This is a genomic window from Hydrogenovibrio sp. 3SP14C1 (assembly GCF_029625905.1).
GTDB lineage: Bacteria > Pseudomonadota > Gammaproteobacteria > Thiomicrospirales > Thiomicrospiraceae > Hydrogenovibrio.
The window spans coordinates 65,225-87,670 of sequence record NZ_JARTLM010000011.1; the positions used below are offsets into that span (position 1 = coordinate 65,225).

Genomic DNA, 22,446 nt, shown 5'->3' on the forward strand with positions numbered 1-22,446 from the left:
ATTACTGTCCTTCTTTAGCGTTTGAGGTTGCTTTTTGTTTGGATGCAGGCGCACCGATAATAGCCGCTTTTACGCCTGGTCGAATATATTGCAATCCTTTGGTAATGACTTTATCCCCCGCCTTGAGGCCTTGCGTAATGATCCACTTATCTTCGTAAAGCCCTTTTTCCTTGACGGGGTTAACGGTGACAATACCTTCAGAATTCAGCGTCATCACAAAGGCGTTGCCCACTGCGTCACGTTGCAAAGCTAAACTTGGAATTAGAAAAACATTTTTTTGATAATCGATGATAATGCTGCCATGCAAAAACATTCCGGGTAATAACATCGCATCTGGGTTCGGGAATTCAGTTCTTAAGATGATAGAGTCGGTTGATCGGTTAACTTCAAACTCGGAAAGCTGAATTTTGCCAGTATGTTCGTATTCTGTGCCGTCTTCAAACAAAATATGTGGTTCATGTTGTGCCAGTTTTTGATTCTCTTTTGTCGTCATGGCTTTTCTTAAGGTCATGGCGTAATTAGACGGCACAGAAAAATCGACATAAATCGGATCTAACTGCTGGATCGTCGCTAGTATATTGGCTTGATTCGTTGTAACCAGCGCGCCTTTGGTAACGGTAGAGCGACCAATTTGACCACTGATGGGGGCTTTTATTTGGGTGCGTTCAAGATTGATAGAGGCGGTTTTTAAAGCAGCCTGGTTGGCTTCTAGATTGGCTTTCGCTTCTCTTAACGAGGCTTTTGCATCATCCAGTACCTGCTCACTGACGGCATTGATTTTAACCAAACGTTCATTTCGCTTTACTTTAATTTGGGCATTAGTCAAGAGCGCTTTTGATCGAGCAATCGCCGCCTTGGCATTTTCATACAACGCTTGGTAACTGGCATCGTCGAGTTGATAGAGTATGTCGCCTTTTTTAACCAAAGACCCTTCTTTAAATAATCGTTTGGTAATAATGCCTTCAACTTGAGGGCGAATTTCAGCAACGGCATATGCTTCCGCCCGACCTGTCATGGAAAACATTTTAGGTACAGTGGTTTCTTGAACCGTCAGAACGCTCACTTGCGGCATTCTTTTTTGTTTGGCTTGTTGAGGTTTGTCTTCCCCTAGTCCAAGCATGTCGCAAGCCGTTAAGCTGGAAATAATTCCAATGGTTAAAAGCAATTTGCCAGTCTTTAAAAAAGGAGACGCTAGAAAGCCTTTCATTTGTGTACCTTCCATTAATTTAATTTTGTGGTTGAAGGGGGCATTTATGTCTAACGGTATCGAGATGACGGCCAATTCCGACTATTTCAATCGTTAGAGGTTGATTATAAATGATAGTGCGTTACTAATATGTAACATTTTAGTTTTTTTTGAATAAAATAATCAAGCCTACAAACTGTAAGTTTATTAAATGAGGGGCGAAAAATAGAAGGGTTAGAGGTTAAATGGTTAACAAAAGAAAGGGGGAGGGCGTTACTAGAAATGGCCAGGCCTGGTCATTTCTAGTAAAAAGTCAGTTACGGTAAAACAAACCCAATTGATTCTTGAACGTCGTGTAACGTTTTTTGTGCTTTTTCTTGTGCCTGATGAGCGCCTTTTTTCAGAATCGACTTTAGTTCGGCTTCATCCGTTCGGATTTCGTGGAATTTATCTTGAATCGGTTTTAGATACTCTACAACTAACTCGCCAAGCTCGACCTTTAAGTGACCGTACATTTTACCTTCGAAATGCCCCACCACGTCCTCGATAGACTGACCACTGATAACAGAATAGATCGTAAGTAAGTTCGATACACCGGGTTTATTTTCCACGTCGTAAGAAATCTCTGAGCCTGAATCTGTCTGGGCTTTTTTGAATTTTTTGATGATGGTTTTTGGGTCGTCCAGTAATCCAATAAAGTTATTTTTGTTTTCATCCGATTTTGACATTTTACAGGTTGGGTCTTGTAAGCTCATGATTCGCCCCCCGGAGGTTGCTGGCGGAATGAAAGGCTCTGGCACTTTGAAAATATCACGATCAAAACGGTTGTTGTAACGCGTTGCAATGTCTCGTGCCAATTCCAGATGTTGTTTTTGATCGGCGCCTACAGGAACCATTTCGGTTTGATATAACAAAATATCGGCTGCCATCAAAACAGGGTAGTCAAATAAACCAACGTTGATGTTTTGCGCGTGTTTTTGTGACTTGTCTTTAAATTGCGTCATACGGTTCAGTTCGCCCATGTAGGTTGAACAATTTAAAATCCAGGCAAGTTCAGCATGAGCAGGCACGTGAGATTGAATAAAAACGGTGCTTTTATCCGGATCAATGCCGCTTGCTAAATATAGTGCGACAAAGTCCAAGCTGCGTTTTGCCAGTTCTTCTGGAGATTGTTCAACCGTAATGGCGTGCATGTTAACCAGTGAAAACAGACAATCGTAATCATCCTGCATGTTTACCCAATTTTTGATTGATCCGATATAGTTTCCAATCATTAGGTCGCCAGAGGGTTGAATACCACTGAATAAAGTCGGTTTGCTCATTGCTGTTTTCCGTAAGTTAAAAAGATTTAAAGAGTATCAGGCGTATTGAAATAAGCCTTTTAAATTGATTTTAAGCGCGATATTTTCGCATGTTTCAAGCGAAAAAGCGATAAGAAATAAGGGAGGGAGTGACGCCGCTGGCCTTTGAATTGGCAAGCGACGAATTGTTTTTAAGTTATTTGATTTAACCTGGTTACATCGGCGTGTACACTTGGCTTGGCTTTATTTTCCAGCTCCAAGGCAGGTCATTGTATTTCCAACCGGCTTTTAGGCGATAACCCTTATGGTCACCACTTTTTAGTTTTCCACCTTCGAATCCGTCAGTCATGATATAAACGTTTTTGTAGCCATATTGATAAAGCATTTTGGCGGCAGGCTGTGCACGGCTAGAACCTGAGCGGCACATTAGAACATAGGTGGTGTTTTTGTCAGCACCAAGGTCAAATAGCTTGGCTTCGAACTCAGCAACAAAGTTGTCGTTGACCTTATCAGCGAAGCGAGCTTTTTTATCATCCATCTTAGTAAAATCGAAATTAACAGAAGGGATCATAATCTGTGCCATAGGGGTATAGCCTACAAATTGCCATTCTTCTGGCGTACGGACGTCCACCAAAATGACACTTGGGTCTTTTTTCATCATGGCATAGGTTTCTTTAGAATCCGCGTACAGCCCTTGTGGGGTTTGCTTTTTTGGATCCGTTGGCGCAGGGGAGGCAAAGCTGTTAATCGAAAAGATCAAAGTCAAAGCCGTTACAGAGTGCATAAGTGTTTTTTTCATTATTATCTCCTGTTGATGTCAAAAAACAGTTAAGTAATTTACCTTAGTTTATAAGAAAACAATAATATAAAGTTTGAATTGAGTGATAAGTTCATCTTATTGATAATGATAGAAAAAAATTATTGGTTTATAGGTCGGTAATGAGAAGAGGTTTAAAGGTGGTTATGAATGAAAACAGACAATATCAACCAGGTTTTGTTGAAATATGACGTATATTGGACGTTATTCTTCGCTTCTGATTGCAGTCTGGTGAAAAGTCGTTAAAATGTTTGCTTTAACCATACGAACCTTTCTTAATACATATGCAACGATTTTTTAATAAAGTTAAATCTTTTTTCTCTTCGGATTCTAATAGCACTTCTAACCATTTTTCAGAACCCCCGGTATTAAAAGTTGTTGAACGCAAACAACACGGCATTTCACGTCGTCAAATCGATAAAGAAGCTTTGGATGTTTTATATGGCCTGAAAAGAGCCGGTTATGATGCTTATTTAGTCGGCGGTGGGGTACGAGATATTTTGCTGGGGTTGGAGCCTAAAGATTTTGACGTGGTCACAAATGCGGAACCTGAGCAGATTAAAGGGGTTTTTAAAAGTCGTTGTCGCTTGATTGGTCGTCGCTTTCGTTTAGCGCATGTCTATTTTGGTCGTAATGTGGTTGAGGTCGCAACCTTTCGAGGTGATGGCGATGGGAAAAAGACAGCCGGCAGAAACCGCAAGCAAGTCAATCATACCCGTGCAGTGGATGATACAGGGCGATTGGTTCGAGATAATGTCTATGGCAGCATCGAAGAAGATGTTTGGCGCCGTGACTTTACCATTAACAGTTTGTATTACAATATTCGTGACTTCTCCGTGTTGGATTATTCAGGCGGAATGGAAGATATCGAGAAAGGGCAGTTACGTTTAATTGGTGACCCTGAAATGCGTTACCGCGAAGATCCGGTGCGGATGATTCGTGCTATTCGATTTGCCGCCAAGCTTGGTTTTGAAATTGAACCAAATACCAAGGCCCCAATCTATGAATTGGCGCATCTTTTAAAAGATGTTTCCCATGCCCGTATGTTTGAAGAAGTGCTGAAATTGTTCCACAGCGGCGTTGCAATAGAAGTGTTTGAAAAACTGAGACACTTTGGTCTGTTTACGTTTTTGTTCCCACAAACGCATCACCTTTTGTCGATGGAGTCTGAAGGGTTCCCAAGAATGCTGGTGATTGAAGCATTAAAGAGTACCGATGCCAGAATACAAGCCAATAAAGGGGTGAACCCTTCATTCTTGTTTGCTGCCATGCTCTGGGAGCCAATGTTGCAACGCATGGAACAACATTTGGCTGAAGATTACACTCGGCAAGATGCGATGTTTGCATCTGCGAATGATGTCATTGATCAGCAAATTTATTCGACGTCAATTCCTAAACGTTTTACTGCTCAAATCAAAGATATTTGGAGCTTGCAATTTCGTTTGTTGAACCGTCAGGGGAATCGTCCACAAAAACTTTTTGAACACCCTCGTTTTAGAGCTGCTTATGACTTTATGGGTGTTCGCGTCGCAGCTGGAGATGATTCGGTTAAAGAGGTGTTTGACTGGTGGACTGAATATCAGACACTCGACAGTGTTCAGCAAGTCGCTTTTGCCAATGATATTAAAAAAAATCAGTCCGGGCGTCGTCGTCCAAGACGAAACCGTAATCCGTATCGTAAACGCAGTAATCAAAACCCAAATAAAGCGTCAGAATCCAGCTCAGCTTCTAACGATTAAATCGGTTGATATGAAAGTATGGCAAGAGGTGTATATTGGATTGGGAAGTAATCTTTCTGATCCTAAAATGCAGGTGTTAAAAGCGCTAGACTCATTAAAAGACTTGCCAAACACTCAGTGGGTCTCTCATTCCAGCTTGTATTCTTCTCGACCGCAAGGCCCACAGGATCAACCTGATTTTGTGAATGCTGTTGCTTTATTGAAGACGCAATTAAGCCCAATTGAATTACTGGATCGTTTGCAGGCGTTTGAAACGTCTCAAGGCAAAGTCAAAAAACGTCACTGGGGTGAGCGTTTAATTGACTTAGATATTTTGTTGTATGGTCATGAAACCCTTCATACGGAACGTTTAATTATTCCGCATCCTTTTATGATAGAAAGAGATTTTGTGCTTTTGCCAATGGCTGAAATTTCGCCTGATTTAATCTTGCCAAACCATTCTAGAATAAAGGATTTAATCTCGGAATTGCCGGAAGGGTTTATAATGACTGATAGAAAAGTAGAGAAGAGTTGAAAGAGATGATGACGTTAACAAAACTTCATAAAATGAAACAAGCGGGAGAGAAAATCGCTTGTTTAACCGCCTATGAAGCCAGTCAAGCATATTGGGCTGTCGAAGCAGGGGTTGATGTCATTCTGGTAGGGGATTCTTTAGGCATGGTGGTGCAAGGCCACCAAAATACCTTACCCGTCACGTTGAATGACATGGTTTATCATACGCAAATGGTGCAAAGAAAAAATCACCAGGCCTGGTGTATTGCAGATATTCCTTTTATGTCAGATATGGATTTATCAACGGTCTTAGATGCTGCTGCTCGATTGATGAAGGAAAGCCAGGCGAATATGGTGAAGCTAGAAGGTGGGAAAAGGGTGGTTGAAATGGTTCAAGCACTTTCCGACTTAGGTGTACCTGTTTGTGGTCACTTGGGGTTGCTGCCTCAGTCAGTACAGAAGAAAGGCTATCAAGTTGCCGGAAAAGAAGCTGAATCAGCTGCAAGATTACTGGACGAAGCGGAAATGTTAGAAAACGCCGGTGCGGATATGCTGGTGTTGGAGTGTGTGCCTGCAGCGTTAGCGAAACAAATTACACAAAAGCTATCGATTCCAGTGATTGGGATTGGCGCAGGGCATGAAACCGATGGTCAGGTGCTTGTTTTGCATGATGTGCTTGGTTTAACGATTGGTAAGGCGCCGAAATTTTCAAAGAATTTTTTGTCTGAAGCCGATTCGATTCAAACGGCTTTATTGCAATATGTTGCAGATGTCAAAAATGTTCGATTTCCTGCCATTGAGCACTGTGTAGGATAAAAATATGGATGTATTGGAGTCGGTTGATGCCTTGCGCTCAAGTGTTCAAAAATGGCGTGAAGCTGGTTTAACCATTGGGTTTGTACCAACAATGGGAAATCTTCACGCCGGACACTTAAGTCTGGTTGAAGAGGCTCGACAAAAAAGCGATAAAGTCATTGTCAGCGTATTTGTGAACCCGCTCCAGTTTGGCCCGAATGAGGATTTTAATCGGTATCCGAGAACATTTGAGGCTGATAAAAGCTTACTTCAGCAATATCAAGCAGATGCTATTTTCTGTCCATCTGTGGATGAAATGTATCCCCATGGACAAACACAAACCCTGGTGACTGCACCTGAAAAAATGACTGGGATTTTAGAAGGTGACAAACGCCCTGGCCATTTTGATGGGGTGACTACCGTGGTGGCGAAATTGTTTAATATGGTTCAACCGGATATTGCCGTTTTTGGTCAAAAAGACTTTCAGCAGTTTGCGGTGTTGCAACAAATGGTTGAAGATTTAGCCATGCCGATAACATTGATTCGTGCCCCTATTGTGCGGAATAAAGCTGGCTTAGCACTTAGTTCACGCAACCAATACCTAACAGAATCACAACGATTAATCGCGCCTAAGCTTTTTGTTGCGCTACAATCAGTTGAGATGGCGATTCAGTCTGGTAACCGAAATTACGAATCTTTGTGTCAGTCAGCTGTTCAACAAGTGATATCTGATGGATTTGATTCGGTTGATTATATACAGGTTTTAAATTCGGTTTCTTTAGAAAATCCCGGGGTAGAGGATAAGTCGCTGGTTGTTTTGGCCGCCGCAAAACTGGGAAATACACGTTTGTTAGATAATATTTTAGTCATTATGTGATTTAGGTTGGCAAAGTTTGCATAAAGACCAAATAAAAATAGCCAGACCTGGCTGTTATTGAAGTAGGTATGAATTTTACGTCATGAGCTTTTCAACGTTTATTGGATTATTCCTTGGGATCTCTATTGTCATTTCTGCGATGTCGATGGGATCTTCTATTCTTATTTTTGTGAACCTTCCCGGCCTGATGATCGTTATTGGTGGTACGGTTGCGGCGACGATGATTCGGTATTCTCTTAAAGAAGCTATTCACGCTATTGGGATGTCTTTTCGCGTTCTTTTACCTTCAAATGATATTAAAGATAAAAACGAACTGGTTGATTTAACAGAAGATTTATTAAGACTGTCCCGAAAAGACGGTTTTTTGGTATTGGATAAATACGAAGTGAATCATGATTTTTATCGGCATGGTGTTCGAATGCTGGTAGACGGGTATTCCAAAGAGGTGATTAAACGCTCTTTAATGGAAGAAAATAAAATATTTGTAGAGCGCGCAACAACCAGTGCCGGGGTGTTTGCTTCAATTGGCGGCGCGGCGCCTGCGTTTGGCATGATTGGGACTTTGGTAGGCTTGATTCAGATGCTGTCTAACTTATCTGATCCGAGTTCGATTGGTCCAGCAATGGCGGTTGCTATGCTGACGACATTGTATGGTGCCATGATTGCCAATTTGTTTGCTTTGCCAATGGCCGATAAGATTAACACTTGGGTGCAAGAAGAGTCTGTGCGTCAATTCATGATTATTGAAGGGTTGATGGCAATAAGTGAAGGGCGTAACCCTGGTATGATGCGTGAATTGTTGTCTCCTTATCTGGAAAATAAACCTTCATCTGAAGAAGTGATTGCCTGATGGTCAAGAAGTCTGACGATTGTCCTACCTGGTTAGCGACCTTTGCAGATTTAATGTCATTGTTGATGGCTGTTTTTGTTTTATTATTTGCCATGTCCACTCTGGATGCTAAGAAATATGAAGGGATTGTCGAATCACTGACCAATACACTTGGACATGGTTCTGGATTGAATCAAGTTCAGTTGGAGTATTTCAAAAAAACAGAACGAATTAATCCTATTCCATCAGAACAGGCTAAGCCAGAACTGAGTTCAAATCTAAATCAGAATTCGGATTCAAAACCTTTGCCTGAAAAGCTTAAGCCTTTGTATGAAAGCATTGCGAAAACCTATGAACGGTCTCAACATGACAGTAATATCGAAGTGACGATCGATGAAGACCGGCAACAAGTTAAAGTGTCTTTTCCCGAACGAATTTCATTTCCGACCGGCGAGGCGGATCTAAAGCCCGGCTTTGCAGCGCAACTTCAAAAGTTAAAAAAACATATTGATAACACGCTTTTGGTCAAGGCAATTGGACATACTGATAAACGACCGATTAGCAGTGGTCGTTTTAAGTCGAACTGGGAGTTATCCAGTGCGAGAGCTGCTGCCGTCATTCAGCAGCTCATCGACGATCGCATTATCACACCTGACCAGGCTCAAGTGATAGGGGTGGCAGATACTCATCCAGTTGATGATCGAGACACTGAAGCGGCTTATGCTTTAAATCGTCGTGTAGAGATTATTTTGATTCCTCATACGCATCAGCATATCAAGGGTCAGAAGATTGAAATAGAATAATAATACGAGTGCTTACAAAAGAAAAAGCCCAATCAAAATTGGGCTTTAAAATGATGAGGGGTAATACTAAGCCATTTGCTGCATTTGCTTTGGTATCGTGTTCCGAGTATGGCTGATTTGGTTATTTTCATCAAAATAAACCATAATCGGTTTGAATTCCTCAGCCTCTTTTTCATCCATGCTTGCATAGGTTGCGATAATCAGCAAGTCACCAGGTGCTGCCTTGTGTGCAGCCGCGCCATTAACTGAGATAATCCCAGTGTTTTCTTCTGCTCGAATAGCATAAGTGGTAAAGCGGTTACCATTGTTGACATTGTAAATTTGAATTTGTTCGTATTCACGAATGCCTGCAACTTCCAAAAGATGAGCGTCAATGGCACATGAACCTTCATAATTAAGTTCAGAGTGCGTAGTGGTCACACGATGGAGTTTAGATTTTAGCAAGGTAATTTGCATGCTATGAACCTTTTCAGTGAATAAATTTGCGAGTGGCAGATTATAACTTATTTTTTTTAAAAGTGTTTAAAAGCACATATTGTTAACGAACATTCATTAACAATATGTGCAATTATTAACTTGCAATAGATTAACCTGTATTTCGCATGCCTGCAGCAATTGCATTAATACTGTTTAAGAGCGGTGTTAACCATTTTTCACGCTCTTCATCAGAAAGAGATTCATCTTTGTAGCGTTTTAATACCGCTATCTGAATATGGTTTAACGGCTCTAAGTAAGGTGTTCTTCGTGTTAATGAGAGAGCAACTTGTGGGGTGTCCGCCATTAGGTATTCATTACCGCTAATTTCTAAACAAGTTTCTACCGAACGAACATGCTCTTCAGAAATCATATTATAGATATGCTGTGCTTGCGTCTGATCTTGACCAAGTTCACTATAATCTTTACCAATGATTAAATCTGTTTTGTATAGTGCCATTTGTATATTACTCAATAAGCCTTTGAAGAAAGGCCAGTTTTCATACATTTCTTTCAATTGTTCCGGGTTCTGGTTTTGCATCCAGTTATGTAATGCAGACCCGGTACCATACCAAGCAGGGAAAGTAAGGCGCGCTTGCGCCCAACCAAAGATCCATGGAATGGCACGAATCGATGACTTTGATAAGTTGCCTTTTTTACGATGCGATGGTCTTGACCCAATGTTTAATAAGCCAATCTCATTTACAGGCGTTGCTTCGTAGAAGAATTTAAAGAACCCTTCGGTGTGGTCGGTTAATTCTCTGAAAGCATGCTCACCTTCTTTGGCCAGTTTTTGCATGGCCTCCAGATGTTCAGGACTGTCTTTTTGAGCAGGTTTAACAAGGCATTTACTGGCTTTCATTAAGCCGGTAACGCCCATTGAGAGCTCATACATCGCTGTTTCAGCATTGCTATATTTGTAAGACAGAACTTCACCTTGTTCTGTGAACTTGATTTCACCTCGAACGGTTCCTGTCGGCTGAGACAAGATGGCACTGTGTGTTGGGCCGCCACCGCGACCAACTGTTCCACCGCGGCCGTGGAATAGACGACAATCAATTTTGTATTCATCTGCAAGCTGCATAATTTGTTGCTGAGCTTGGTATAAGGTCCAAGCCGATGATAGGTTACCACCATCTTTAGCGGAATCTGAGTAACCCAGCATGATTTCTTGTTGATTCCCTGACGCTTTTAAAAGCGCATGGTATGTCGGGTTATCAAAGAGTGCAGAGGTTACTGGAACGATGTGTTCTAAATCTTGAATTGTTTCAAATAAAGGGGAAACTCGAATTTTACAATAAGGTTCTCCCGCATTGTACCCAGCAAGTCCCGCTTGATGCGCTAGGAAGAGTACTTCCATGACATGACTGGCTTCATGTGTCATAGAAATAACGTAGTTGTTGAACGCTTTTTCACTGATTTCTTCGCGCATTCTACGCATGACATTGAAGACTTCTAATACTTCAACGGTCATTTCTTTTAAATCTAGATGTTGCGTATCAATGACGGTTGGAGATGAGACTTGCTGTGCTAATAAGTCTAATCTTTCTGCTTCTGATAAACTTACGTAGTCGATACCTAAATGTGACAGAAGGTCAGCAACCGCATCTGTGTGAACCGTTGATTCTTGGCGAATATCTAAACGCATTAAGTAGAAACCGAACGTTTGCACCAAACGGATCAGGTCTTTCAGGTTGGCGTCGGCTACTTCTTGATCACCATGACTACATAGTGAGTCATAGATAAGTTCCAAGTCATCCAAGAAATCTTTTTCACTGTTATAACCAAATTTCGGTTTTTCGGCCGTTTCATCGTTCAGTTGGGCTTCGATATAATTCAGGTTTTCTTGTAGACGGCCGTGAATCAAGTATAAGAAGCGTCGATACGGTTCATCACGGAAACGATCAGAACGTTTGTGAAAAACGCGCTCCTGTAAGTCGGCATCAATAATCGTGGCACGATTAATAACTTCTTGTTTGATGTCTGAAATATAACGCGACTGAGTTAAATGTGAACTGAGTTCATATATACGTTTTTGGTATTCATAGATTGCCGCACGACTTTGCATGAGCAATGCATTGATGGTCGTATCATGTGTGACAAACGGGTTTCCATCACGATCTCCTCCGATCCATGATCCAAAATTTAGAAAATTAGGGGTTTGGATATTGTCTTCTGGATAGTGGCGAGCAAGTGCACGCTCCATATATCTGTAAACGGTCGGCACAGCCTTGAACAGAGATTGACGGAAATAATAAATACCATTTCGAATTTCATCTTCTACTGTTGGCTTCATTCGACGAACTTCATCGGTTTTCCAAAGAACTTGAATTTGGTATTGAAGCTTTTTGATGACTTCTTCTTGTGCATAAGGGTTGTTGTAAGCTTCTGCTTCATTCAATTCGCCTAGGGTTAAGAAAATTCGACGTAAATTTTCCATTACAGCGCGACGCTTTGATTCAGTTGGGTGCGCTGTAAAGACGGGAATGTAGCAAAGCTTATTAATTAATGATTCAACTTCAGAAGCAACTAGTCCTTCTTGCTTAAATTCACTGATGGTATTCAAAACCGAACCCATCCATAAAGGGCCGTCTGATTTTAACTGGCTTTGTCTTTCGTGGAACTGGTGCTCTTCTTCAGCGAGGTTGACCAAGCTAAAGTACAGGTTGAACGCTCTGATGATCAATATTAGGTTGTCAGGCGTTTGCGCTTCAATAAAGGCTTTGAGTTCTTTGCGTAACTCAGGGTTTTCTTTTTCGTGCAGTTGGATATAACCTTTTCTAAGTTTTTCAACTGCATCAAGCGTGGTTTTACCAACTTGTGTTTCAATAACTTCACCGAGTAATGAACCCAGTAGTTTTACACGAGATCGAAGTTGTTTATCACGAAGTTCCTTAGCCATTATTTGTTCCGTTGCTTATTTAAATTTAAAAATATTAAGGGATTATAGCATTTTTCCACTCATAAATATGAGCGACGAGTCGCTAAAATCATAGAGTTTTCGAAATTTTGCGCACGAAAAAGTTAAAAATCACGTTCTTTTTAGAGGTCCCAGCGATTGTGAGTCCATAAGTATTGTGCAGGGTTCGTTTTTATTTCAGCTTCATAAAGTTGGTGTAGTCTTAAAATGTCTGAATAATCATCACCGGACGGAAAATTGTCCAGGCCTGGGAGAATTGTGATTTCATAATGTTGCTCTGCGCGTTTTGTAAAGACCGGCAGCACTTTAGCATTTCCCAATTTAGCCAATTTACAAATGCCCGGATTGCTGGGGGCGTCAACACCAAAAAAAGGCACTTTAATGCTTCCTTTTGCCCTGTAGCGCTGGTCAGGTAGAATCATGATGTTTTCGTTGTCTTTAAGTGCTTTGATCATGGCGCGAGTATTGGTATTTGCTAAGGGTACTACCGATTGTCCTGAATCCTGTGTTGAAGTTCGACTCTTGGTTATGAGGTACTCCATTAAAGGGTTATCGTGTTGACGGTAAATTGGACGGAAAGGGGTAACATGAGACAACATTAATCCAGTCGTTTCAATTGTCGTGAAATGAGGTACAACGAACAACAATCCTTGACCCGGATACTTTTGTAGATTTTCTAAGCCATGAAAGGTAAAAAATGGCATTTTTTCATTTTTCTTATGAGGGTGTCGGTGACTCCCCCATAGATTAATGGTGGTTTCAATTAAGCTGATTCCTAACGATTCAAAGTGCTCTTTTAGGATAATTTCAATCTGTTCTTCAGCTGTGTCTGGAAAGCTTAACTGTAAATTTTTTCGAGCCAGTGATTTCCGAGAGGGGGCAATATAGTAAAGCAACTGCCCAATTTTTTTTCCGGTAAAAAATTTTAAAGTGCGTGGTAAAAAGCTGATCAGCCTGAGCAGTAAAAAACCAAGCCATATTCCCCAGTATTTAGGACAAAGGAATTGGAGTTTAAACTTTTGTGTTGGCTTAAGCTTGCTCACTGAGACTGCCTTGTTTGTAAAGTTGGCCGTAAATAGAATTTAAGGCAATCAGTTCATCGTGTGTTCCTTGTTCTTTAAGCGTACCTTCTTCCAGCACAATAATGTTATCTGCATTCTCAATGGTGCTTAAACGGTGCGCGATAATGATCACAGTTCTATTTTGTCTAAGTGTGTTCATGGCTTCTTGAATCAGTTTTTCACTTTGGTTATCTAATGCCGAGGTGGCCTCATCCATGATTAAGATAGGCGCATTCTTCAAAAAGGCTCTGGCAATCGCTAAGCGTTGGCGTTGTCCTCCAGAGAGTAAAGTGCCATTATCACCAATAATGGTGTTTAATCCTTCAGGAAGTTTTTCGATAAACTCCCAAGCGTGGGCTGCTTTTGCAGCGTTGATAATCGCCTGTTCATCAAACTTTTCATGTCCATAGGCAATATTAGATGCAATCGTATCATTAAATAGAACGACATTTTGACTCACAAAAGCTATGTTTTGTCTGAGGTTTGTAAGTTCTATCTCGTTGAGAGGGATATTATCAATAGTGATTTTACCATCGTGGTCTTTAATTTGGTAAAAGCGGGAAATGAGGTTGGCCAAAGTTGTTTTCCCGCTACCGGATTGTCCAACCAATGCCGTTGTTTTTTTTGATGCAATCGTTAGGTTAAGTTGTCTTAGAGCTGTTTTTTCTGAATTGGGATAACGAAATGTTACGTTATCAAATGTAATATGCCCCTGGCAGTTTTCTAGTTTTATAGAGCCTTTATTAGGTTCATCTGGTTGATCAAGTAGCTCAAAAATGCTTTCAGATGCAGCCATTCCTTTTTGAATTGTTTCATTAATGTTGGTTAGGCGTCTAATGGGCTCAAAAATCATGGCCATTGCCGTTATAAATGCGATAAATTCACCAGGAGTGAAAAGGTCCTTAGAAGACATTAGTGAAGCGGCATATAAGACAATTGATAGAGCAGTGGCAGCTAAAATTTGAACAAGAGGTACGTTAAGCGCCGATACTTTTACCACATCCATCGTGTGTCGTCTGAGGGTTTCTGCAGTGGTGAAGAATCTGTTTTCTTCATATTTTTCAGCATTGTAGAGTTTAATATCTCGATGTCCGTTCAGCCCTTCTTCTAGTCTTTGTGTTAGTTCTCCCATGCTATTTTGCATTTCTTTACTGGAGTTACGCATGAGCTTACTTGCTCTATCAATGATTATAGCTATCACGGGCCCAATAATAAGCATTAGAAGTGTTAATTGCCAAGATGTATACAGTAAAAAACCAGTTAACCCAATGATGATCATTGAATCTCGAATAATGATAATCCATGCCTCGCTTAACGAGTTTCCTACTTGAGGAACGTCATAAGTAACTTTAGATAGGAGTTTGCCTGTCGTATATTCATAGTGTTTTTGAAGAGGCATGTTGTTAACTTTTACAAACATTTCTGACCGAATGTCTAAAATTGCCTTGTGGGCAATCCATTCACTGGAGACCTTGCTAATATATTCAGCCACTCCTTTTACAACAAATACCAATAAAATGAGCAAAGGTATTTGAATGATTGATTGGGGATCTTTAGCAATTAAGCTGTCATCAACAAGTGGCTTTAGCAGTGCCGGCATGAGTGGTTCCATTGCTGCTGCAGCGAGTAATGCAACCAGTGTTAATATGACTTTTTTCCAGTAAGGTTTGATGTAACTGAGCAACCTTGAATAAAGTATTCGAGTTTCTTTTTTCATATTTTTATTCTCGGCGCAGAATTTTATTTACAATGAATTTTCCGAGCGCATTAGTTCTAAAGTTTTTGTTTAATAAGTCTCTATCGTAGTGTTCTTGTACCCAATCAATAAATTCAATGTCAGGATGCGTTTCGTGAAAAGTTTTAAAGGAGTCAAAAAAATAATCTAATATGCCTGTTTCTGCCCACTTTATATGGCCAAATTTTAAACCAAGCTGGTGAATGTTTTCAATTGGCTGGTTCTTCATGAAATGCAAATAAAGTGTACTGGCTAATCCTGCTCTGTCAGCACCCGATTTACAGTGCAGCAATACAGGGTAGTCAATTTTTTTAAGTAATTCTTTAAAGGCTATGATTTCATCTACTTGTGGGAGATCTCTTGATGAGAACCTAAATGTATAAAGTTTAATATCATGTTTTTGGCAAGCATCAAATTCAAGTTTATATTGTCCAGAGAACTCATTTCGGTTAAAGGTAGAGCTGTTTTGACCTCTTAGGTTAATAATGGTTTTGATGCCCAAATTTTTTTTTAGTGATTTGATTGTTCTTGGGGCCGGGTGATTACTTCTATAAGCATTCTCAGAAAGCTTGTGGAAGTTGCGGTAAAAAGCACGAAGAATTTCATGGTCTATAATCCATGCCTCAAATAATGCTTTTATTTTGTGCCACCTAGTTTGTAATAATGCCATTGAGCTCTCAAGATATTGCTTTAAAAAGGAGGTATTTTACTCTTTTTGGTGTCAGATAAAATGATAAAATTGTAGCATTCGTATTTTTTGAAGGAAGTCTGATGATTGTTGTTACAGGTGGCGCGGGGTTTATTGGCTCTAATATCGTTAAAACTTTAAATGCCCAAGGGCGAACGGATATTTTGGTCGTTGATAATCTTAAGAATGGTAAAAAATTCATTAATATTGCCGATTGTGATATTGCAGATTATCTGGATAAAGAAGACTTTCAATCCCGTATCTTCGCTGAAGAAGGCTTGCCTGATATTGAGTGTGTTTTTCACGAAGGTGCTTGTTCTGCGACAACAGAATGGGATGGAAAGTACATGATGGACAATAACTATGAGTACTCTAAAGATATTCTGAATTATTGTTTAAATCGAAAAATTCCTTTTTTATATGCGTCGTCAGCCGCTGTCTATGGCGATGGACCAACTTTTATCGAAGAACGGCAATATGAAAAACCTTTGAATGTATATGGATACTCAAAGTTTCAATTCGATCAATATGTAAGACGTATCTTGCCTCTTGCTGAAAGCCAGGTTGCTGGGTTTCGTTATTTTAATGTGTATGGGCCTCGTGAGCAGCATAAAGGAGATATGGCCAGTGTAGCCTTTAAACTGCATAACCAGGTGTTGGCGGGCGAGAAATTAAAATTATTTGGCGCGTATGATGGGTATGAAGCGGGCATGCAAACGCGCGATTTTGTGTTTATTGAAGACGTGGTGAATGTAAATCTTTGGTTTATGGAAAATCCTGAACAGTCGGGTATTTTTAATTTAGGACCTGCAGCGGCTGAACCCTTTAAAAACATTGCGGATGCCGTGATTGATTTTCATGGACAGGGTGAAATTGAATATATTCCTTTTCCAGATCGATTAAAAGGGGCGTATCAAAGCTTTACGCAAGCCGATAATTCGAGCTTAAGGGAAGCGGGATATGACAAACCTTTCCATACAGTTGCGGAAGGTGTGCGGAAATACCTGCGCTGGTTAAGTGATAACCCAAGAGTGTTGGACTTCTCAAAATAATAATGCGGGTTTTAATTGTCAAAATGTCCTCAATGGGAGATGTGTTTCACACCTTTCCTGCATTAAGCGATGCAATGCAAGCCATCCCTGGTTTGAAAGTGGACTGGGTGGTGGAAAAGTCTTTTTCTGAAATCCCCGAATGGCATCCAGTAGTAAATGAAGTATTTCCAATTGAACTACGAAAGTGGCGCCAAACCTTTTGGAAAAAAGAAACACGCCAAGCCGTGCAGGCATTTTTTCAGCAAGTAAATCAACATCATTACGATTTTGTGATTGATGCACAAGGTTTGTTAAAAAGCTTGTGGGTTGTACGAAAAATTCAAACGGGTAAAAAAGTCGGTCTGGATTGGCATAGTGCGCGTGAGCCACTAGCCAGTTTGGGTTACGATGAAAAAATCCATGTACCTAAAAGTCAACATGCCATTGAGCGACTCAGACAACTTTTTTCTACAGCGTTAAACTATGATTATTCATTAAATTCTCCTATTCGCTATGGATTGAATACTGCCGATTGGTCTAAACCTGCTGAGCTCACTCAGCTGTTTGGCGATGATGTGTATAGCGTGTTTTTACACGGAACGACTTGGGATACAAAGTTGTGGCCAGAAGACTATTGGATAGAGTTACTTCAAAAAGTGGTTGAAAACGGGCGAAAAGTTGTGCTGCCCTGGGGAACACAAGCAGAGTTTGAGCGTGCCAGGCGTATTGCGAAATCGGTTAAAAATAACCAGGCCTGGGTGCCCAATGCACCACTTAGTTTGAGTACTATGGCTCGAATATTAAAGTTTTCAGATTTTGTTGTTTCTGTTGATACCGGGTTGTCTCATGTTGCTTCCGCTTTAAATGTACCCATGGTGGTTTTGTATCGGGTAACAGATCCTTTAATTGTTGGTGCCCAAGGGCGCTATGTAGAATGTTTATGCTCTCCACTTTCTAAAGCTTACCTCAAAAAATTTAAAACGAATAAACAGAAGCGTTTATCTTTAGAAAGCCTTGATGTTGAGACTGTTATTTATACTTTGGAAAAGAAGTTGAATGAATAATCATCAGATTTGCCTTTATGTGCCTTCAACTCCGTTTAATTTACTACTGAGTTTCATAGATGCACTTGGCCGAGAAGAAAATTGCATTCTTGTTTTTATTGATCAGAAGTTCATAACTCCTTATGTTTCAGAACTTGAAAAGTTATCATGCTCTCCATTTAAAAAAGTTTTTTCTTTGTACGGGAAGGCTTCAGGTATTCAAAAATTAAAAGAGCGTAAGTCTAATTTTAAATTTTTACAGTCATTAATAGACGAATATGACATTAGAGAGGTTGTGGCCGGAAGTGATCGTCGAATTGAATTTCAATTTGTAGTGCATCAGTTAACGTTAAGACACAAAAATATTACCGCAAGCTATTTGGATGATGGTCTTTATAGTTATTTAGCTTGGCAGAGATCGTGGTTGAAATATACTGTAAATAGTTTAATTAAAAAACTGTTTTATGGTTTATGGTGGCGAGAACCGCATACTCCCGGCTGCTCTTCTTATATCAATCAATCAATCCTGATCTCACCGGAAAAAGCATTATCGTGTCTGATTAATAGGAAAGTAAAAAAGCTGGATTTATCTCAGTTCAATAATAGCTGTTTAAAAAGTTGGACAGCTAAATTATTGGATTCATTTCAATGTGATGTTGCCACTGTCTCGAATATGGATGTCTGTTTTATTCTGCCTCATCCGAATGATATAAAAAAAATGCCGAATTACGTTGATAATTTAAAATCTCAAATTCAACGTAAAATCGCAAAAGGCCAAATAGTTGGAGTTAAATACCATCCTAGGTTTGAAGATCAAGATTTATTTGGTTTGAAACAGTTTGATAATGTCATGATTCTTCCAAGTGCCTTGGCATTTGAGTTTTTGATCCCATTCTTAAAATATCATGCCTATATTATTGGGGACTACACCACGGTAATGTTGACTGCGAAAATGCTTAGGAATGATTTGAATGTAATCGCAAATATTGAAACAAAAAATGATTATGAAAGACCTTTGTTGTCAGTTATGAAGTTATTTGACGTTACGGTTGTTAATAAAACATAAAGAGGACACTTAATTGAAAGCATTGAAGCAATTATCTGATGAATGGAAAAAACGTTTGTTTTTTCTTATGACAGCAGCGGCTATTGCGCCTTTGTACTTTGAGGGTTTAGCTCAAGTAAGTGGTGTAATATTTGTATTGATTTTGTTGCTTTTGATTAGCCTTGCAAAAGATAGAAGTTTTCAAAAGAACCTTTCAGTTCTTGAAAAAGGTTGGATTTGGAGTGGTGGTGTTTATGCCATGGTGTTTATTTTAAGTTTTTTGTTAAGACCTCCTTATGTAGATGATGGTATTTGGCGCTTATCTTCTTCAGGATTTATCTTATTGCTTCTGATTTGGTTCTGGATCGCAAGTAAATTTGAATTAGATGATTTTGTGATGGAATCTGTTGCTTATTCGTCTTTATTTTTTGCAGTTATATTGTTAGTCGTCGAAATGTCCACTTCGCAAAATTGGAACTTTAACTATAGGTACGGTAACATTCTTGCAGATATTGGTAAAACAGGATTTTTTTTGCCTTTGACGGCATTTTTATTTGGACTGTTATTTTTAATCAGACGGCAAAAACGTTTTATGTTTTTATTTGTTGTTGCTTTTATTTTGTCAAGTTGGGTTGGATCTCGTACAGCAGTAGTTATGTTGGTAGTCCCAATTGTTTTTATAACTGTATATGCAGTTATAAATGCAAAAAAGATGCAACCAAGCATTAAAATAGTGCTTTTAATCGGTGCATTAGGGTTGATAGGAATGGCCAGTTATATGGCAAAGGATAAGGTTAACGATGTTGTTCGAGATTATCAATTAGCACAGAAAAATGAGTTTTATTCATCTTTGGGGTTGAGGGTTGTTATGTTTGATGTTGGAAGTGACATGGTTGAAGATAATTTTTTCTTCGGAGTCGGCCCAAACCAATATAAAGAAGATTTGAAGTATTACGCAAGTCAATCAAAATATCCTGACGGTATAAAGCATAAGATTACAACTTTTACTCACCTTCATAATCAATTTTTAATGGATTGGGTATTGTCCGGTTTTATTGGTCTGTTAGCACTTGTATTATTTGTTTTGTACCCTGCTGTTGTATTTATGCGATGGTTTCAATTGGGGCATAAGTTTGAAGCTATTTATGGTGTTGGGTTTATCATTTCAGTATGGTTTATTCTCTTATTTGGAGCGATGTTTACTTATACTTACACCACTATTCTATATATGCTGTCCTTTGGCGCGGTAGTTGTTTCTTCATTAAGTTCTAAAGAGAGAAAATTTGATGATTAGGGTTGTTTGTTTGAAGTGGGGGAACAAGTATGGTCCTGAATATGTAAACCGTTTATTTAAAATGGTAAATCGTCATCTTACATTACCTTTCTCATTTACATGTTTAACCGAAAATGCCACCGGGTTAGACGAAGGTGTTATCGTTCAATCGTTACCTGCTGATTTTGATTTAAAAGGTTGGTGGTATAAGCTTTTGATCTTCAAGTCAGGGTTTTTAAGTGCCGAAAAGGCAGATAAAGTTTTATTTTTAGATTTGGATATTGTGATTCTTGGAGCTCTTGACCCTCTTGTTCAGCTGAGCGATAAGCTATGTATTTCTGCTGATGATGAACCCGATAGATATAATAGTTCTGTGATGTGTTTCTCGCCAGATAAGTATCATTTTATCTGGGATTCTTTTGAAATTCAGGCTGATAAGATTGTTAATAATATGCATGGAGATCAGGATTGGATTGAACATGTTTACCTGGATGCTATTGTGTATCCAAAGCAGCTAATTAAATCTTTTAAAGTAGATTTAAAAAGTAAAACACCGTTTTCGTTTGGAAAGTGGGGGCATTTTTTTAGAAAAAAGATGCCTTTTTTAATGCCGAAAGGAGAGGTTCCGTTTCCGGAAAATACTTCCATTGTTTTGTTTCATGGTAAGCCTGATCCCGAAGATGTAATGTATGGTCCTTACGATAAATACCGCTATGCACCGTGGATAAAACAAGCATGGCTTGAAAACTAGTAGGTGGGATTTTTTGTGAATCAAGTTAAACCAAGTCCAGATTTTTTTGAGCCTAATCAACGTTTGACTATTAAGAAATTTTTTGATAAATCAGATGTTAATAGAATTCTTATTCAAGGGATTGATCAGCTAGGTGGCTTAATGATGAGCACACCTTTTTTTCGGGAGTTGAGACGAGCATTTCCGAATGTATATATTGTTAATCTGGTAGGGCCTTTAACATATGAGGTAATGCAAAACTGTCCATATGTAGATGAAGTTTGGCTGTTTGATAAAAAGCAAAGCTTTGCTATTGCTAAAAAAGTAAAGGCATTCCAGTTTGACTTAACATTCTTACCTTCTGGTACTTTTCGAACTGCACTCATCGCTTTTTTGGGTAGGGTAAAACATCGTGTTGGTTATGATAATGATGGCACTAAGCATCTATTAACTATTCAGCTTCACTTAGAGTTTCATTCAAGGTATCGTCCAGAAAATATTTTTGATTTACTTCGTGCAATCGGTATTTCTCCTCATGACATATATCAACGAGAGGCATGGACTTCTAATAAAAATAGAGAGTATGCTCAAAATTGGAAAAAACAAAATCATAATAACAATTATAAATTATTAGGGTTTAACCCTTTTTCAACTGACCCTAAGCGCAGATGGAAAGATGAATATTGGAAGCAGTTGTTAATTAGTTTGAAATCTTATCAAATTGAACCAATTATGTTGGTGGCTCCTAAGGAGGTGGTAAAAGGTAAGCAATTATTAATAGAATGGGGGTTGGGCGAGATAAAGGTAGAAGGTCATTCAGTGGTCAATACTTTAGCGATGCTAGACTATTTCGACTATATCGTTGGAGTCGACTCAGGTTTTGTTCATATGGCATTAGCCGTTAATAAACCGCATGTGATTGCATTTTTTAATGTGCTTCCACCCGAATCAACATTTCCTGTTCATGATAAAAAGCATCAGGCCTTAATCGCTGAAAATGTTTCTTGTGCACCTTGCTATCTATACAAGTTTAAAGATATTTGTCCTAACGGCATTGTTTGTATGAAGGAACTTCAACCTGAAAGAGTTTTAGGTGTCATTAATGAATTTGAGAAAGGAGACTTGTTGTAAGTCTTTAATAAAAAATAAATTATTTCATTGAAAAGAAGTCAAAATTTTTTTTAAATTATTTATGGTGGATATGTCTTTAATTAATGTTTGACCCCAGACAGGCTCTGGCCAAACCTCATCATTGGTTTTTCTAAAAATCAAGTGAATATGGTAATAAGGAAGTTTATTGCCAATTTTTGCCACATTGTAATGTGGTCCTAATCCTTTTTCTTTTAAGTACTCCGCTAAACGATAAATCTCGCCATATAAGCTTGCCACATACGCTTCGTCCAACCCTCGATTTGGAATAATCTGTAACCAAGGGATTTTGGTTTCTTCACACATCAAAGAATAGTCTTTCGTCTGATATAAAAAATGATTTTCAAACTTTTCTTCAAGGTTTTTAGGGCTGTGGTCTGTAATGATAGTATCCAAAGTCTGGAAACTCCTGTCATAGCTGATTTATATAAAGGTAGAATAAAGCTTCGCTTAAAACT

General features: G+C 39.2%; 21 protein-coding genes. 12 read left to right on the forward strand and 9 right to left on the reverse strand.

Annotated features, from left to right (window positions below):
- Nucleotide 1: 1 nt before the first annotated feature.
- From P8629_RS10145 to P8629_RS10155, 3 genes are all read right to left on the reverse strand, one after another.
- Nucleotides 2-1,207: an efflux RND transporter periplasmic adaptor subunit gene (locus P8629_RS10145; protein WP_278166022.1), complete on the reverse strand. Its 1,206-nt coding sequence runs from the start codon at nucleotides 1,205-1,207 to the stop codon at nucleotides 2-4.
- A 296-nt stretch (nucleotides 1,208-1,503) separates the two neighbouring features.
- Nucleotides 1,504-2,508 carry a tryptophan--tRNA ligase gene (gene trpS / locus P8629_RS10150; protein ID WP_278166023.1) on the reverse strand — a complete coding sequence of 335 codons (1,005 nt, stop codon included), beginning with the start codon at nucleotides 2,506-2,508 and terminating at the stop codon, nucleotides 1,504-1,506.
- A 193-nt stretch (nucleotides 2,509-2,701) separates the two neighbouring features.
- A complete protein-coding gene (locus P8629_RS10155) occupies nucleotides 2,702-3,286 on the reverse strand; it encodes a rhodanese-like domain-containing protein (RefSeq protein WP_278166024.1) in 585 nt (194 codons plus the stop codon).
- A 302-nt stretch (nucleotides 3,287-3,588) separates the two neighbouring features.
- On the opposite strand from P8629_RS10155, the gene pcnB reads away from it, so the two are divergent.
- The 6 genes from pcnB (at nucleotide 3,589) to P8629_RS10185 (ending at nucleotide 8,839) form a co-directional block, all read left to right on the forward strand.
- The gene (gene pcnB, locus P8629_RS10160) at nucleotides 3,589-5,043 is read left to right on the forward strand and encodes a polynucleotide adenylyltransferase PcnB (RefSeq protein WP_278166025.1); all 1,455 of its coding nucleotides are present in this window, start codon (nucleotides 3,589-3,591) and stop codon (nucleotides 5,041-5,043) included.
- A 10-nt stretch (nucleotides 5,044-5,053) separates the two neighbouring features.
- Nucleotides 5,054-5,557 carry a 2-amino-4-hydroxy-6-hydroxymethyldihydropteridine diphosphokinase gene (gene folK / locus P8629_RS10165; RefSeq protein WP_278166026.1) on the forward strand — a complete coding sequence of 168 codons (504 nt, stop codon included), beginning with the start codon at nucleotides 5,054-5,056 and terminating at the stop codon, nucleotides 5,555-5,557.
- An 8-nt stretch (nucleotides 5,558-5,565) separates the two neighbouring features.
- Nucleotides 5,566-6,351 carry a 3-methyl-2-oxobutanoate hydroxymethyltransferase gene (gene panB, locus P8629_RS10170; RefSeq protein ID WP_278166046.1) on the forward strand — a complete coding sequence of 262 codons (786 nt, stop codon included), beginning with the start codon at nucleotides 5,566-5,568 and terminating at the stop codon, nucleotides 6,349-6,351.
- Nucleotides 6,352-6,355: 4 nt separating this feature from the next.
- Nucleotides 6,356-7,207: a pantoate--beta-alanine ligase gene (gene panC / locus P8629_RS10175; protein ID WP_278166027.1), complete on the forward strand. Its 852-nt coding sequence runs from the start codon at nucleotides 6,356-6,358 to the stop codon at nucleotides 7,205-7,207.
- 82 nt (nucleotides 7,208-7,289) lie between these two features.
- Nucleotides 7,290-8,057 (forward strand): motility protein A, encoded by a 768-nt coding sequence (locus P8629_RS10180; RefSeq protein WP_278166028.1) that lies wholly within the window; start codon nucleotides 7,290-7,292, stop codon nucleotides 8,055-8,057.
- On the forward strand, nucleotides 8,057-8,839 hold the full coding sequence (locus P8629_RS10185; protein WP_278166029.1) for an OmpA/MotB family protein: 783 nt from the start codon (nucleotides 8,057-8,059) through the stop codon (nucleotides 8,837-8,839). The genes P8629_RS10180 and P8629_RS10185 overlap by 1 nt, the downstream gene beginning before the upstream one ends.
- A 66-nt stretch (nucleotides 8,840-8,905) precedes the next feature.
- On the opposite strand, the gene panD is transcribed toward P8629_RS10185, so the two are convergent.
- The 5 genes from panD to P8629_RS10210 all read right to left on the reverse strand — a co-directional run bounded on the left by panD (nucleotide 8,906) and on the right by P8629_RS10210 (nucleotide 15,699).
- Complete coding sequence (panD, locus tag P8629_RS10190; RefSeq protein ID WP_278166030.1) at nucleotides 8,906-9,295, reverse strand: aspartate 1-decarboxylase; 390 nt, start codon at nucleotides 9,293-9,295, stop codon at nucleotides 8,906-8,908.
- Nucleotides 9,296-9,425: 130 nt separating this feature from the next.
- The gene (gene ppc / locus P8629_RS10195) at nucleotides 9,426-12,215 is read right to left on the reverse strand and encodes a phosphoenolpyruvate carboxylase (protein ID WP_278166031.1); all 2,790 of its coding nucleotides are present in this window, start codon (nucleotides 12,213-12,215) and stop codon (nucleotides 9,426-9,428) included.
- Nucleotides 12,216-12,355: 140 nt separating this feature from the next.
- Nucleotides 12,356-13,276 carry a lysophospholipid acyltransferase family protein gene (locus P8629_RS10200; RefSeq protein ID WP_278166032.1) on the reverse strand — a complete coding sequence of 307 codons (921 nt, stop codon included), beginning with the start codon at nucleotides 13,274-13,276 and terminating at the stop codon, nucleotides 12,356-12,358.
- On the reverse strand, nucleotides 13,263-15,011 hold the full coding sequence (gene msbA, locus P8629_RS10205) for a lipid A export permease/ATP-binding protein MsbA (RefSeq protein ID WP_278166033.1): 1,749 nt from the start codon (nucleotides 15,009-15,011) through the stop codon (nucleotides 13,263-13,265). The genes P8629_RS10200 and msbA overlap by 14 nt, the downstream gene beginning before the upstream one ends.
- A 4-nt stretch (nucleotides 15,012-15,015) precedes the next feature.
- The gene (locus P8629_RS10210; protein WP_278166034.1) at nucleotides 15,016-15,699 is read right to left on the reverse strand and encodes a tyrosine-protein phosphatase; all 684 of its coding nucleotides are present in this window, start codon (nucleotides 15,697-15,699) and stop codon (nucleotides 15,016-15,018) included.
- Nucleotides 15,700-15,800: 101 nt separating this feature from the next.
- Here P8629_RS10210 and rfaD point away from each other — a divergent pair, with 101 nt between their 5' ends.
- The 6 genes from rfaD to P8629_RS10240 are packed head-to-tail and all read left to right on the forward strand — an operon-like array spanning nucleotide 15,801 to nucleotide 21,970.
- Complete coding sequence (gene rfaD, locus P8629_RS10215; protein ID WP_278166035.1) at nucleotides 15,801-16,769, forward strand: ADP-glyceromanno-heptose 6-epimerase; 969 nt, start codon at nucleotides 15,801-15,803, stop codon at nucleotides 16,767-16,769.
- A gap of 2 nt (nucleotides 16,770-16,771) precedes the next feature.
- Nucleotides 16,772-17,812, forward strand: coding sequence for a lipopolysaccharide heptosyltransferase I (gene waaC / locus P8629_RS10220; RefSeq protein ID WP_278166036.1), 1,041 nt, complete (start codon nucleotides 16,772-16,774; stop codon nucleotides 17,810-17,812).
- A complete protein-coding gene (locus P8629_RS10225; RefSeq protein ID WP_278166037.1) occupies nucleotides 17,805-18,857 on the forward strand; it encodes a polysialyltransferase family glycosyltransferase in 1,053 nt (350 codons plus the stop codon). The genes waaC and P8629_RS10225 overlap by 8 nt, the downstream gene beginning before the upstream one ends.
- Before the next feature lie 13 nt (nucleotides 18,858-18,870).
- On the forward strand, nucleotides 18,871-20,130 hold the full coding sequence (locus tag P8629_RS10230) for an O-antigen ligase family protein (protein ID WP_278166038.1): 1,260 nt from the start codon (nucleotides 18,871-18,873) through the stop codon (nucleotides 20,128-20,130).
- On the forward strand, nucleotides 20,123-20,860 hold the full coding sequence (locus P8629_RS10235; protein WP_278166039.1) for a hypothetical protein: 738 nt from the start codon (nucleotides 20,123-20,125) through the stop codon (nucleotides 20,858-20,860). The genes P8629_RS10230 and P8629_RS10235 overlap by 8 nt, the downstream gene beginning before the upstream one ends.
- A 15-nt stretch (nucleotides 20,861-20,875) precedes the next feature.
- Entirely contained in the window at nucleotides 20,876-21,970 is a 1,095-nt protein-coding gene (locus P8629_RS10240; protein WP_278166040.1) for a glycosyltransferase family 9 protein, read from the forward strand.
- Nucleotides 21,971-21,994: 24 nt separating this feature from the next.
- Here the strand turns inward: P8629_RS10240 and P8629_RS10245 are convergent, their stop codons facing one another.
- On the reverse strand, nucleotides 21,995-22,384 hold the full coding sequence (locus P8629_RS10245) for a hypothetical protein (RefSeq protein ID WP_278166041.1): 390 nt from the start codon (nucleotides 22,382-22,384) through the stop codon (nucleotides 21,995-21,997).
- Nucleotides 22,385-22,446 lie beyond the last annotated feature (62 nt).

What these genes read in the sequence shown, in the direction of transcription:
- P8629_RS10185 (WP_278166029.1), top strand. Translation starts at nt 8,057, where the DNA reads ATGGTCAAGAAGTCTGACGATTGTCCTACCTGGTTAGCGACCTTTGCA.
- msbA (WP_278166033.1), bottom strand. Translation starts at nt 15,011, where the DNA reads ATGAAAAAAGAAACTCGAATACTTTATTCAAGGTTGCTCAGTTACATC.
- panC (WP_278166027.1), top strand. Translation starts at nt 6,356, where the DNA reads ATGGATGTATTGGAGTCGGTTGATGCCTTGCGCTCAAGTGTTCAAAAA.
- panB (WP_278166046.1), top strand. Translation starts at nt 5,566, where the DNA reads ATGACGTTAACAAAACTTCATAAAATGAAACAAGCGGGAGAGAAAATC.
- panD (WP_278166030.1), bottom strand. Translation starts at nt 9,295, where the DNA reads ATGCAAATTACCTTGCTAAAATCTAAACTCCATCGTGTGACCACTACG.
- rfaD (WP_278166035.1), top strand. Translation starts at nt 15,801, where the DNA reads ATGATTGTTGTTACAGGTGGCGCGGGGTTTATTGGCTCTAATATCGTT.
- P8629_RS10210 (WP_278166034.1), bottom strand. Translation starts at nt 15,699, where the DNA reads ATGGCATTATTACAAACTAGGTGGCACAAAATAAAAGCATTATTTGAG.
- trpS (WP_278166023.1), bottom strand. Translation starts at nt 2,508, where the DNA reads ATGAGCAAACCGACTTTATTCAGTGGTATTCAACCCTCTGGCGACCTA.
- P8629_RS10225 (WP_278166037.1), top strand. Translation starts at nt 17,805, where the DNA reads ATGAATAATCATCAGATTTGCCTTTATGTGCCTTCAACTCCGTTTAAT.
- P8629_RS10235 (WP_278166039.1), top strand. Translation starts at nt 20,123, where the DNA reads ATGATTAGGGTTGTTTGTTTGAAGTGGGGGAACAAGTATGGTCCTGAA.
- P8629_RS10180 (WP_278166028.1), top strand. Translation starts at nt 7,290, where the DNA reads ATGAGCTTTTCAACGTTTATTGGATTATTCCTTGGGATCTCTATTGTC.
- folK (WP_278166026.1), top strand. Translation starts at nt 5,054, where the DNA reads ATGAAAGTATGGCAAGAGGTGTATATTGGATTGGGAAGTAATCTTTCT.
- waaC (WP_278166036.1), top strand. Translation starts at nt 16,772, where the DNA reads ATGCGGGTTTTAATTGTCAAAATGTCCTCAATGGGAGATGTGTTTCAC.
- P8629_RS10145 (WP_278166022.1), bottom strand. Translation starts at nt 1,207, where the DNA reads ATGAAAGGCTTTCTAGCGTCTCCTTTTTTAAAGACTGGCAAATTGCTT.
- ppc (WP_278166031.1), bottom strand. Translation starts at nt 12,215, where the DNA reads ATGGCTAAGGAACTTCGTGATAAACAACTTCGATCTCGTGTAAAACTA.
- P8629_RS10155 (WP_278166024.1), bottom strand. Translation starts at nt 3,286, where the DNA reads ATGAAAAAAACACTTATGCACTCTGTAACGGCTTTGACTTTGATCTTT.
- pcnB (WP_278166025.1), top strand. Translation starts at nt 3,589, where the DNA reads ATGCAACGATTTTTTAATAAAGTTAAATCTTTTTTCTCTTCGGATTCT.